The sequence below is a fragment of the Clostridium sp. 'White wine YQ' genome, assembly GCF_028728205.1.
In the GTDB taxonomy this organism is placed as follows: Bacteria; Bacillota; Clostridia; order Clostridiales; family Clostridiaceae; genus Clostridium_T.
Map to the genome: position 1 here is coordinate 720,404 of NZ_JAQYUU010000001.1, position 13,045 is coordinate 733,448.

Sequence of the window (13,045 nt, forward strand, 5' to 3'; positions counted from 1 at the left end):
GAGAGAGAGCAATGAATAAAACAGTTTATATGGATTATTCCGCAACAACTTATGTTAAACCAGAAGTTTTAGAAGAAATGATGCCGTTTTTTACTGAAAGTTTCGGTAACCCATCATCTTTCTATGCAATTTCAAGAGACACAAAAAGAGCAGTAGACAAAGCAAGAGACAGAATTGCAAAAGTTTTAAATGCTGATTCAGCAGAGGTTTATTTTACTGGAGGCGGATCTGAAGCAGACAACTGGGCAATAAAAGGAGTTGCTTTTGCTCATAGGAACAAAGGAAATCATATAATAACTACAAAAATAGAGCATCATGCTGTACTACATACATGCGAATGGCTTGAAAAGTTGGGTTATGAAATTACTTATTTAGATGTTAATGAAGAAGGATTCATAAACACAGATGAACTTAAGGATGCAATTAAAGATACTACAATATTAGTTTCTGTTATGTTTGCAAATAATGAAATTGGAACAATTCAACCAATAAAAGAAATAGGTGAAATATGCCGTGAGAAAAAGGTATTATTCCACACTGATGCAGTTCAAGCAATTGGAAATCAAGCAATCGATGTTAAAGACATGAAGATAGATTTATTATCACTTGCTGGACATAAATTCTACGGTCCTAAAGGTGTTGGTGCACTTTATATAAGAAAAGGTGTTAAAATTGACAACTTAATTCACGGTGGTGGTCAAGAAAGAGGTAGAAGAGCTGGTACAGAAAATATTGCAGGTGCAGTTGGCCTTGGAAAAGCAATAGAATTAGCTTATGAAAACCTAGAAGAGCACAATAAAAAGCTTGTAGCTTTAAGAGATAAATTAATTGATGGATTATTAAAAATTCCTTATACAAAGCTTAATGGACCAAGAGGAGATAAGAGACTTCCTGGTAACGTTAATGTTGGCTTTGAATTTATTGAAGGTGAATCAATATTACTTTCACTAGACTTTGAAGGAGTTTGTGCTTCTTCAGGTAGTGCATGTACTTCTGGATCATTAGACCCATCACATGTACTTTTATCAATTGGCCTTCCTCATGAAAAGGCACACGGATCACTAAGATTATCTCTTGGAGATAATAACACAGAAGAAGAAGTTGATTATGTTTTAGAGGTATTACCTCCAATAATAGAAAGATTAAGAAATATGTCTCCATTATGGGAAGACTTTTTAAAGAAGGGAGAAAAATAATATGATATACAGTGATAAAGTTATGGACCATTTTAGAAACCCAAGAAATGTAGGTGAAATTGAAGACGCCAATGGTGTTGGAGAAGTTGGAAATGCAAAATGTGGAGATATAATGAAAATATATCTTAAGATAGAAGATAATGTTATAAAGGATGCTAAGTTTAAGACTTTTGGTTGCGGTTCTGCAATTGCATCTTCATCTATGGCAACTGAATTAATAGTTGGAAAAAGCTTAGAAGAAGCATGGGAACTTACAAATAAAGCAGTTGCTGAAGCTTTAGATGGACTTCCACCAGTAAAAATGCACTGTTCTGTATTAGCTGAGGAAGCTATACATAAAGCTATAAATGACTACAGAATAAACGCAGGTTTAGAACCTTGGGATTATGAAGAACATGATGATATTCATGATCAAGTTCACGGGGAATAAATTATAACGGGTGAAATTTAATGAATAAAAAAGTTGTTATAGGTATGAGCGGCGGAGTTGATTCTTCAGTTGCTGCATATCTTTTAAAAGAGGCTGGTTACGATGTTATAGGAGTAACTATGCAAATATGGCAAGAAGATAAGGAATATGAAGAAAGAGAAGGGGGATGCTGTTCCCTTTCGGCTGTTGATGATGCTAGAAGAGTAGCTGATAAAATTGGAATACCTTTTTATGTTCTTAATTTTAGAGATTCTTTTAAAGAGAAAGTTATAGACTACTTTGTAGATGAGTATCTTGAAGGAAAAACGCCTAATCCTTGTATAGCATGTAATAAACATTTAAAGTTTGATGAGTTATTAAGAAAAGCTCAAGGTATCGGAGCTGATTATGTTGCAACTGGTCATTATGCTAAAATCGAAGAAAGAGATGGAAGATTCCAGCTTATTAGAAGTGATGATAGCAGAAAAGATCAAACCTATGCTTTATATAATTTGACTCAAGAACAACTTTCGCACACTCTTATGCCATGTGGTGAATATACAAAAGATAGGATAAGAGAAATTGCTAAAGAGATAGGGCTTGCTGTTCATAATAAAAAAGATAGTGAAGAAATTTGCTTTATTCCAGATAATAATCATGGGAGATATATAACAATTGCAAAGCCAGGGCAAGTTAAAGAAGGAAACTTCATTGATAAAAATGGAAATATATTAGGTAGACATAAAGGGATTGTATACTATACAATAGGCCAAAGAAAAGGCTTAGGGATAGCATTAGGAAGACCTGTATTTGTTACTGATATAAATCCAATGACTAATGAAGTGGTTTTAGGACCAGAAGAAGATATATTCAAGACAGATTTAATTGCAAAGGAAGTTAATTTTATATCTATTGATAAGCTAAATGGACCTTTAGAAGTGGAAGCAAAGGTAAGATACTCAGGAAAACCTGCTAAAGCTATCATTTCTCCATATGGAGAAGACAAAGTTAAGGTTAGCTTTGAGGAAAAGCAAAGAGCAATTACTAAAGGTCAGTCTGTTGTATTCTATAGTGGAGACATTGTAGTAGGCGGCGGAATAATAGAAGGGTTAGTATAATATAAAGATAGATTTATTTAGGGATGGTTATTTAACCATCCCTTTTTGCTATATTAAGAATTAATATTAAATAGAAATTAGGAAACACTATAAAAAAAGTACAGGAGGATTATTTGTTGAAAAGAAATAAAGATTTTATTGGACTTGGTGTTTTTCAATCAAATAGCAAGAAGATAGGAATTGTTGTTGATATACTAATAGATTTTTATAATAGTAAAATTACGGGTTTTAGAATGAATTCAACTAATTTTTTCTCGAAAAAGACTTTTGTAGATATAAAAGATATTATAACAGTCAAAGATAAAGTAATAATTTCAAAAATCTCTGAAGAAAAGGGAATTCCATTTTCTGAACTTAAGGATATGGATGTAATAGATAAAGAAGGGTTAATGATTGGAGTAGTTGAGGATGTTGTTATTGATGAACTTGATTTTGCAATTAAAGGGGTAATTATAAGTTCGGGATTATTTGATAAGATTTTAAGAGGAAAGAGAGTGCTATTAATGGATAGAGCTATATTAGGAGATAAACAAGTACTTTCTCTAGAAAAAGAAAATATATATTTTAAATCATTACCGCATAAGATGGTAGATAGCCATGAGTAAATTAATTAAAAGCAAGTGGTTTAAATGGCTTATAACTCTAATAGCAATAGCATTATTTGTAGTTGTTTATAGAAGGGTTGAGATTATACGTGAGACCTTAAGTGTTATTTTAATATCATTCATAATAGCCTATTCATTAAAACCACTAAAAAATAAAATCCTCGAAAGAGTAGGTATAAATCCAAGATTTTTATCTGCATTATTAATTCTATTTACAATAGGTCTAATAGTAGGAAGTTTTGCGCTTCTTATTCCATCCTTAATGAAGGAAAGTATAGATGTAGAAGGCATCATAAGTAGCATATCAGGTTTTATTTTGTCGGTAATGAAGAAAATAAAAAGCATTAACAATGAAACACTTGATATTATCATTATACATATGCAAGAAAAAGTAAATATTTGGTTGATTAATCTTTCATCAAGTTTTTTTGACATGGTTGTAAGGCTATGGGAAAATGCAATTTCTATGGCAGTAATACCTGTTGTAAGTTATTATTTTTTAGCTGATGGAGAGAAGCTATTAAATAAGTCCTTGCTTATATTACCAACGGAAAAAAGAACTGTTATAAAAATAATTAGTAAAGATATAGATAATGTACTAGGAAGATATATTTTTTCTCAGATAATATTATCTTTGATAGTAATTATATTTACCTTTATTGGATTGATTGTTTTAAAAGTTAAATTCCCATTATGGCTTTCTCTAATAAATGGAATTGCTAATATAATACCATACTTTGGACCCTTACTGGGATGGATACCTGCCCTATTTATAGCTTTAATTTCTTCACCTACAAAGGCTATAGAAACTGCTTTTTTATATATGTTTATACAACAAATTGAAGGGGATATTATTTCACCGAAGATTACAGGTGATTCAGTTAATATGCATCCTTTAGGAATAATAATATTATTACTGATTGGAGAGAAAATAGGTGGAATAGTTGGAATGGTTTTAGCTATTCCAATAGGAGTAATAATTAAAGTAATATATGAGGATATTAACTACTATATATTTTAAAAGCTTATATATTGACAAAATATTCTTCTTAACCTATAATTCTAGTAGAAATTTATATTGAGTGATGAAGAGAATTAGTAGAGTTGGAGCTTGTATTCAGAGAGGAAGTGGGTTTGGTGTGAACTTCTTGCAAATCAATTTGAAGCTGTCTTGGAGCTTATCTAGTTAAGTGATGCTTATTTAGTAGCATAATTAGGGTGGTACCGCGGAAGTATAGGCTTTCGTCCCTTTCTTTAGGGATGAAGCCTTTTTTTATTTATTTAAGATAAACAATGTATATACGGAGGTAAGAGATATGAAAAAAATGGGCGCAAATGAGTTAAGAGAATCATATTTAAGATTTTTTGAAAGTAAAGATCATTTAAGATTAGAAAGTTTTCCACTAGTTCCTAAGAATGATAAAAGTTTATTATTAATAAATGCTGGTATGGCACCATTAAAGCCATATTTTACTGGACTTCAAGAGCCACCAAGAAAAAGAATAACAACTTGTCAGAAATGTATAAGAACTGGTGATATAGAGAACGTAGGAAAAACATCAAGACATGGTACTTTCTTTGAAATGCTTGGAAATTTCTCTTTTGGAGATTATTTTAAAGAAGAGATAATTCCTTGGGCATGGGAATTTATTACTCAAACTTTAGAAATCCCTAAGGATAAATTATACGTTACTATCTATTTAGAAGATGACGAAGCTTTTGATATTTGGACATCTAAAACAGATGTAGATCCATCGAGAATTTTTAGATTAGGAAAAGATGATAACTTCTGGGAAATAGGGGTAGGTCCATGCGGCCCTTGTACTGAGATTCATTTCGATAGAGGAAATGGAGATAAGGTAAATACAGTTGAAGAATTCCTAGCTGCAGCAGATGAAGATAGAATAGTTGAGTTCTGGAATTTAGTATTTACTCAATTCGACAAGGATGAAGAAGGAAACTATAATAAACTTGCTAATCCTAATATAGATACAGGAATGGGTCTAGAAAGAATAGCAACTATTATGCAAGGTGTAAATAATATATTTGAAATAGATACTGTAAGAAGCATTTTAAATAAGGTATGTGAAGTAACTAATTCAAAGTATGATGAAGATAAAAATAAAGATACTTCAATAAGAATAATCACAGACCACGTTAAGAGCGTTACTATGCTTATTTCTGATGGAGTTTTACCTTCTAATGAAGGAAGAGGATATGTCCTTAGAAGACTTCTTAGAAGAGCTGCTAGACATGGAAGACTTCTAGGTGCTAAAGACATATTCTTAATTGATATTGTTGATACTGTAATTGAAAATTACGGTCCAGCATATCCTCAATTAGTTGAGAAAAAGGATTATATTAAGAAAATTATTTTATTAGAAGAAGAAAGATTTAACGAAACAATTGACTCAGGAATGGAAATTTTAAAATCATATATAGATGAGATGGAATCTAATAATGAAAAGACTTTATTAGGAGAAAAAGCTTTCAAATTATATGACACTTTTGGTTTCCCACTTGAATTAACTTTAGAAATATTAGAAGAAAAAAATCTTTTAGTTGATTTAGAAGGCTTTAATAAAGCAATGGAGCATCAAAGAGTTTCTGCAAGAGAAGCTAGAGGAGAAAGCACTTATATGGGTTCTGATGAAAAACCTATAAACAAAATAGATGCTTCAATAGAAACTGAATTTAATGGATATAAAACACTTGAACTTGAAGCTAAGGCAGTTGTTTTAGCAGATGATAGTGAATTTAGAAATTCAATATTAGCAGGAGAAAAAGGATATTTAGTTACTGAAGTTACTCCATTCTACGCAGAAATGGGTGGTCAAGTAGGAGATAAAGGAGCAATCTTTAATGATAAATTTACTGGAGTAGTATATGACACTAAAAAGAATGTTGGTGGAAAAACTATTCATTATATTAAAGTAAATGAAGGGGAATTGTCATTAAATGATAAGCTAACTCTTAAAGTAGATGCTAGAAGAAGAAATGATATTTGTAAGAACCATACTGCAACTCATATGCTTCACGAAGCTTTAAGAGAAACTTTAGGTGAACATGTTTCACAATCAGGATCCTATGTTGATAGTGAAAGATTAAGATTTGACTTTACACACTTCCAAGGATTAACTAAAGAAGAAATTGAAAAGGTTGAAGCTATAGTAAATGAAAAGATAATGGAAGTATTTGAAGTTAATACAAACCTAATGACTATAGAAGAAGCTAAAGAATCTGGAGCAATGGCTCTATTTGATGATAAATATGGTAATGAAGTTAGAGTTGTTTCAATAGGAGAATTCTCAAAGGAATTATGCGGTGGAACTCACGTAAGAAATTCTGGAGAGATAGGTCTATTTAAGATTTTATCTGAAGCAGGAGTTGCTGCTGGAGTTAGAAGAATAGAGGCTTTAACTGGCTTTAACGCATTAAAATTTGTTGAAGATAAAAATAATTTATTAAGAGAGACAGCAAGTATATTAAAGTGTAATGAAAAAGATATTACAACTAAGATAAACACATTATCCCATGAACTTAAAGAAAAAGAAAAAGAAGTTCAAGAACTTAAAGCTAAGTTAGCATCTGGAGCAGAAGAAGACATATTAAAAGCTGTTAAAGATATAAATGGAGTAAGTGTAATAGCTTATGGTTTATCAGAAGTAGATGGTAATGCTTTAAGAGACTTGGCTGATAAGATAAGAAATAAGATTTCCTTAGGAGTAGTTGTGCTAGGAAGTACTCATGGTGATAAGATTAATTTTGTAGCAATGGCTACAAAGAATTCTATAGAAAAAGGAATTCACTGTGGAAAGATAATTAAGGAAGTTGCAACCATTGCTAGAGGCGGTGGTGGTGGAAGACCAGACATGGCTCAAGCAGGCGGAAAAGACCCAGCTAAATTAACAGAAGCAATTGATAAAGTATACCAAGTAGTTGAAAATTTAGTAAAATAGTATACATTTATCATTAATTCAGTTATAATTTAATTAAATGATGGGAATATTTATAGATGTGTTAGTGTAATATTGTGCGAAGGGATGGTGAAGTTGCTTAATTAGCAGCGAAATATGAAGGACAATTTACAAAATACAATGATGTTTGATAGAAGTAAAGATAGAAAAGATTTAACGAAGGCAATTTTAACAGAAATCTATGATGCACTTATTGAAAAAGGATATAATCCAGTAAATCAATTAGTAGGGTATTTAATTTCTGGTGATCCAACATATATTACTAACTACAACGGAGCTAGAGCTCTTGTTAGGAAACTAGAAAGAGATGAAATTCTAGAGGAAGTAATAAAATCCTATTTAGGAGTAGAGTAAAGAGTGCCTTTGGGGTACTCTTTATTCTTAATATTGGGTATTTTAAATGAATATTAATTTAAGATTATTAATCATTTAAACAAAATTACCGTAATTATTCTTTAATTATAAGGAGAAAAAATGCGCATACTAGGTTTAGATGTTGGAACGAAAACTGTAGGTGTAGCAGTAAGTGATCCATTAGGGTTTACTGCTCAAGGTATAACAACTATAAAAAGAAAAAACTATAATTATGATATAGCAGAAATTAAAAAGATATATGATGAGTATTCTGCTGAAATTATAGTAGTTGGTTTACCTAAAAATATGAATGGAACGCTTGGAGAAGCAGCTGAAAGAACTTATAAGTTCTGTGAGAAGCTTGAAGCATCTTTTAATCCTAAGATAGAATATTGGGATGAGAGACTAACAACAATGGCAGCTCATAGAGCTATGTTAGAAGCAGATTTGTCAAGAGGAAAAAGAAAAGAAATAGTGGATAAAATAGCGGCAGCCTTAATTTTGCAAGGATATTTAGATAGAAATTCTAAATAGTGGCTTCCAATTTTATATATGTGAATAAATTAAGAGAAGGAGTGTATTTATGGAGAACAATGTTGACAAAATTACATTATTAGACGAAGAGGGAGTGGAGACTGAATTTGATGTATTAACAAAGCTTGATATTGAAGATAATGAGTATGTTATAGTTGTACCTTCAGATTCAGAGGATAGTGAAGATGAGGCTATAGCATTAAAAATTATCAAGGATGAAGATGGAAATGATGTTCTAGCAACAATTGAAGATGAGGAAGAGTTTCAAATGGTTGCAGAGGCATACGAAGCAGTATTCCAGGATTAAGTAAAAAGAGAGGGTAAATTTATGCCATATTTAAGTGAAAAAGAGATTAATGAGTTAAAAGAAGATTTAAAGAAAAAAGGGTATAAGCTAACACCACAAAGAAGAGCTATTGTAAATACCATAATTGAAAATGAAGGTAAACATCTGACTACCGAAGAGATATATGATGAGGTAAAAAGAGGATGTCCTGAGATTGGTTTAGCTACGGTGTATAGAACTATTTTACTTTTGGAAGAACTTGGCATAATATATAAACTAGATTTGGATGATGGGTGTGCTAGATATGAACTTGCTCATGAGGGAGAAACTCATAGACATCATCATCTAGTATGCAACGTGTGCGGAAAGGTCTTAGAAGTAGAAGATGACCTTTTAGAAGTTATTGAAAACAAAATTGAAGAAACATATAACTTTAAGATATTAGATCATTCGGTTAAATTCTATGGAATTTGTAATGATTGTAAAAAATGATAGTAAAGGTATCCTCTTTTACAAAGGAGAAGACATCTTTAGTATTTCAAATATAAAAGGAGGGGAAATATGAAAAGAGAAAAAGCAAAAGTTAAAGTAATTCCTCTAGGAGGAATTAATGAAATTGGTAAAAATATTACTGTGATAGAATTCAAAGATGATATTGTTGTAATAGACTGCGGATTAAAATTTCCAGATGAAGATATGTTCGGAATTGATATAGTTATACCTGATGTGTCATATCTTATAAAGAACAAAGATAAGGTTAGAGGTATATTTTTAACACATGGTCATGAGGATCATATAGGGGCATTACCATATGTACTAAAGCAATTAAATGTACCAGTATATGGCACAAAGCTAACTATTGGATTGGTTGAAACAAAATTAAAGGAGCATGGGTTACTTAGTACAACTGAACTTATAAGAGTTAAATCCAGAGATGTAATAAAGCTTAACTCGGTTTCAGTAGAATTTATAAAGCAAACTCACTCTATTGCAGATGCTTCAGCAATAGCAATCCATACGCCTATAGGTGCGGTACTTCATACAGGAGATTTTAAGATCGATTATACTCCAATTGATGGAGAGCAAACTGACTTTACAAGACTAGCTGAACTAGGAAGAAAAGGTGTTCTACTTATGCTAGCAGAATCAACTAATGTTGAAAGACCAGGATATTCTATGTCTGAGAGAACTGTAGGGGAAAGTTTTATAAATCTATTTGGTAAAGCAAAAGGAAGAATTATAGTTGCTACTTTTGCATCTAATGTCCACAGAATGCAACAAATAATTACTGCGGCACAGATTTATGGAAGAAAAGTTGCTGTTTCAGGAAGAAGTATGGAGAATGTTCTTCAAGTTGCCATGGAATTAGGTTATATTGATGCTGGTAAGGATACGTTAATAGGAGTAGATTCAATTAATAAGTATCCTCAAGACAAGATTGTTATAATTACAACTGGTAGCCAAGGTGAACCGATGTCAGCTTTAGCAAGAATGGCTAGCTCTGACCATAAGAAAATAAATATATTAGAAGGGGATACTGTAATTATTTCAGCGTCGCCTATTCCAGGAAATGAAAAATTGGTATCTAAAGTTATAAACTCATTATTTAAAAAAGGTGCAAATGTAATATATGAGGCATTAGCAGATGTTCATGTATCTGGTCACGCATTCCAGGAAGAACTTAAATTGATGCATACATTAGTTAAACCAAAATACTTTATGCCAGTTCACGGTGAATATAGACATTTAAAGCAACATTGTGATTTAGCTGTAAAGCTAGGATTGCCAGATAAAAGTGCTTATATTCCTGAAAATGGGGATGTAATAGAAGTAACTAGAGATGGAATAAGAAAAAATGGTACTGTTGTTTCAGGTCAAGTCTTTGTTGATGGACTTGGAGTTGGAGATGTAGGAAATATAGTATTAAGAGATAGAAAGCATTTATCACAAGATGGTATTTTAACTGTTGTTGTAACAATAGAGAAAGAATCAGGTACAGTTATTGCAGGTCCAGACATTATTTCTAGAGGATTTGTATATGTAAGAGAATCTGAAGGATTGATGGATGAAGCAAGAGATATTGTTAAAAACGTGTTAAAAGATTGTGAGGAGAGAAAAATTACTGATTGGGCGACCTTAAAGTCAAACATGAAGGATCAATTAAGAAGCTTTCTTTATGAAAGAACTAAGAGAAAGCCTATGATACTACCAATAATTATGGAAATTTAATTAGGGGGAAAGACAATGCAAAATATTTATGATAAAGTTCACGCTTTAGCGGATGAGTTAAGAAATGATCCTCAAGTTATAGCATATAGAGAGGCTACAAATAAAATTAATGAGACTCCAGAAGCTAAAAAAATGGTTGAAGACTTTAGAAGAATTCAATTTGAAGCTTATAGTGAACAAGTACAAACAGGAAAAATATCAAAAGAAACAGAGGAAAAAATGCAAAATCTTGGGGGAACTATTATGTTAAACCCACAAGTTTCAAGCTATATTTCAGCTGAAGCCTCATTTGCTCAGATGTGGGATGATATTTTAAAAATCTTAAATGACGCAATAGGAGTAAATATTATTGCACCATCTCAAGAATAAGATTTGACTTTTTTACTCTCTAATATTAGAATGTAATATAGACTGAAGATTGGATACGTAAGTATCCAATTTTATTTTGCAAATTTTGCTTGGAGGAATAAAAATGAATTTAACTGTAAGAGAAGATATAAGAAATATTGCTATTATTGCCCATGTTGACCATGGTAAGACAACATTGGTAGACGCACTACTTAAGCAAAGCAATATATTTAGATCTAATGAAAAAGTCGAAGAAAGAGTAATGGACTCTAACGACTTAGAAAAAGAAAGAGGAATAACAATTCTTTCTAAAAATACTGCTGTTATACATAATGGAATTAAGATAAACATAATTGATACCCCAGGGCATGCTGATTTTGGTGGAGAAGTTGAACGTGTACTTAAAATGGTTGATTCTGTTTTACTTGTTGTAGATTCTTATGAAGGTCCAATGCCACAAACTAAGTTCGTTTTAAGAAAAGCTCTTGAATTAGGATTAAAGCCAATCGTTGTAATAAACAAAATTGACAAGCCTAATGCAAGACCAGAAGAAGTTATAGATGAAGTATTTGACTTATTCTTAGAACTTGGTGCAGAGGACGAGCAATTAGACTTCCCAATAGTTTATGCATCTGCAAGAGACGGAATAGCAAAGCTAGAAGTTGAAGATGAATCAGACAATATGGAACCTTTATTTAAGACAATTGTTGAGAAGGTTGAACCACCTAAGGGATATGCAGACGAGCCGTTACAAATGCTTATTACTACATTAGATACAAGTGAGTATGTAGGTAAAATAGCAATTGGTAAGATTGTACGTGGAACTATCAAGAAGAATCAAAACTTATCTATAGTTAAGCAAGCTGGAAAAATCACAAACTTCAAGGCTTCAAACATATATACTTATGAAGGTCTAAAGAGAGTTGATACAGATATCGCATCAATAGGTGATATAATAGCAGTTTCAGGTATTGGTGATGCTAATATAGGTGAAACTATTGCAGATTCAGCTAATCCAGAAGCACTTCCATTTGTTGATATTGACGAACCTACATTAAACATGAACTTCATGGTTAATGATTCACCATTTGCAGGAAGAGAAGGAGAGTTTATAACTTCAAGACACTTAAGAGATAGATTATTTAAGGAACTTGAAACAAATGTAAGTTTAAAAGTTGTAGAACTTTCTCCAGATTGTTTTGAAGTATCAGGAAGAGGAGAACTTCACTTAGCAATATTAATAGAAACTATGAGAAGAGAAGGTTATGAATTACAAGTTTCTAAACCAAACGTTATATTTAAAGAAGAACATGGTAAGAAGCTTGAACCAATAGAATACTTAACTATAGATGTTCCAGAAGAGTTTATGGGACCTGTAATGGAAAAGTTAGGACCTAGAAAAGCAGAAATGGTTAATATGACTTCTGCACAAAATGGATATACTAGACTTGAATTTAATATTCCAGCAAGAGGTCTTATAGGATTTAGAAATGAATTCTTAACTGATACTAAAGGTAACGGAATAATGAACCACGTATTCCATGGATATGAACCATACAAGGGTGAAATCCCAGGAAGAAGCAGAGGTTCAATTGTTGCATTTGAATCTGGAGATGCTTTAACTTATGGATTATTTAATGCACAAGAAAGAGGTACTTTATTTATAGGTGCTGGTACAGAAGTATATGAAGGTATGATAGTTGGAGAATCTTCAAGAGCAGACGATTTAGACGTAAATGTATGTAAGAAGAAACATTTATCAAATACAAGATCATCTGGTTCTGATGATGCATTAAAGCTTTCTACACCAAGAGCTATGTCTCTTGAACAATCATTAGAATTTATTAATGGTGATGAGTTAGTAGAAGTTACCCCTGTAAGCATTAGAATGAGAAAAAGAGTTCTAGACAGTGGAGATAGAAAGAAACAAATTTCAAGAAGTAAAAAATAACTCATGGATAATTGGGCTTCTATTAAGAAGCCCTTTAT

13 protein-coding genes and 1 other annotated feature are annotated in these 13,045 nt (G+C 31.8%); all 13 genes read left to right on the plus strand.

Going from position 1 to position 13,045, the window contains the following annotated elements; translation table 11 throughout:
• The first annotated feature begins 11 nt into the window (after window positions 1-11).
• The 13 genes from nifS to typA all read left to right on the plus strand — a co-directional run bounded on the left by nifS (window position 12) and on the right by typA (window position 13,007).
• On the plus strand, window positions 12-1,196 hold the full coding sequence (gene nifS, locus PTZ02_RS03490; protein WP_274226428.1) for a cysteine desulfurase NifS: 1,185 nt from the start codon (window positions 12-14) through the stop codon (window positions 1,194-1,196).
• A gap of 1 nt (window position 1,197) precedes the next feature.
• Window positions 1,198-1,626 (plus strand): Fe-S cluster assembly scaffold protein NifU, encoded by a 429-nt coding sequence (gene nifU / locus PTZ02_RS03495; RefSeq protein WP_274226429.1) that lies wholly within the window; start codon window positions 1,198-1,200, stop codon window positions 1,624-1,626.
• 20 nt (window positions 1,627-1,646) lie between these two features.
• A complete protein-coding gene (gene mnmA / locus PTZ02_RS03500; protein WP_274226430.1) occupies window positions 1,647-2,723 on the plus strand; it encodes a tRNA 2-thiouridine(34) synthase MnmA in 1,077 nt (358 codons plus the stop codon).
• A gap of 116 nt (window positions 2,724-2,839) precedes the next feature.
• The gene (locus PTZ02_RS03505) at window positions 2,840-3,328 is read left to right on the plus strand and encodes a PRC-barrel domain-containing protein (RefSeq protein WP_274226431.1); all 489 of its coding nucleotides are present in this window, start codon (window positions 2,840-2,842) and stop codon (window positions 3,326-3,328) included.
• On the plus strand, window positions 3,321-4,349 hold the full coding sequence (locus PTZ02_RS03510) for an AI-2E family transporter (RefSeq protein ID WP_274226432.1): 1,029 nt from the start codon (window positions 3,321-3,323) through the stop codon (window positions 4,347-4,349). The genes PTZ02_RS03505 and PTZ02_RS03510 overlap by 8 nt, the downstream gene beginning before the upstream one ends.
• A 55-nt stretch (window positions 4,350-4,404) precedes the next feature.
• Window positions 4,405-4,581 (plus strand) — a binding site (T-box leader).
• Window positions 4,582-4,644: 63 nt separating this feature from the next.
• Window positions 4,645-7,287, plus strand: coding sequence for an alanine--tRNA ligase (alaS, locus tag PTZ02_RS03515; protein ID WP_274226433.1), 2,643 nt, complete (start codon window positions 4,645-4,647; stop codon window positions 7,285-7,287).
• A 114-nt stretch (window positions 7,288-7,401) separates the two neighbouring features.
• A complete protein-coding gene (locus PTZ02_RS03520; RefSeq protein ID WP_202767375.1) occupies window positions 7,402-7,659 on the plus strand; it encodes an IreB family regulatory phosphoprotein in 258 nt (85 codons plus the stop codon).
• A gap of 120 nt (window positions 7,660-7,779) precedes the next feature.
• Window positions 7,780-8,193, plus strand: coding sequence for a Holliday junction resolvase RuvX (gene ruvX, locus PTZ02_RS03525; RefSeq protein WP_274226434.1), 414 nt, complete (start codon window positions 7,780-7,782; stop codon window positions 8,191-8,193).
• A 49-nt stretch (window positions 8,194-8,242) separates the two neighbouring features.
• Entirely contained in the window at window positions 8,243-8,500 is a 258-nt protein-coding gene (locus PTZ02_RS03530; RefSeq protein ID WP_274226435.1) for a DUF1292 domain-containing protein, read from the plus strand.
• Between the two features lie 21 nt (window positions 8,501-8,521).
• A complete protein-coding gene (locus tag PTZ02_RS03535) occupies window positions 8,522-8,971 on the plus strand; it encodes a Fur family transcriptional regulator (RefSeq protein ID WP_202767372.1) in 450 nt (149 codons plus the stop codon).
• A 69-nt stretch (window positions 8,972-9,040) separates the two neighbouring features.
• The gene (locus PTZ02_RS03540; RefSeq protein ID WP_274226436.1) at window positions 9,041-10,708 is read left to right on the plus strand and encodes a ribonuclease J; all 1,668 of its coding nucleotides are present in this window, start codon (window positions 9,041-9,043) and stop codon (window positions 10,706-10,708) included.
• A gap of 15 nt (window positions 10,709-10,723) precedes the next feature.
• Entirely contained in the window at window positions 10,724-11,077 is a 354-nt protein-coding gene (locus PTZ02_RS03545) for a YlbF family regulator (protein WP_274226437.1), read from the plus strand.
• Between the two features lie 103 nt (window positions 11,078-11,180).
• A complete protein-coding gene (typA, locus tag PTZ02_RS03550; protein ID WP_274226438.1) occupies window positions 11,181-13,007 on the plus strand; it encodes a translational GTPase TypA in 1,827 nt (608 codons plus the stop codon).
• The last annotated feature ends 38 nt before the right edge of the window (window positions 13,008-13,045 follow it).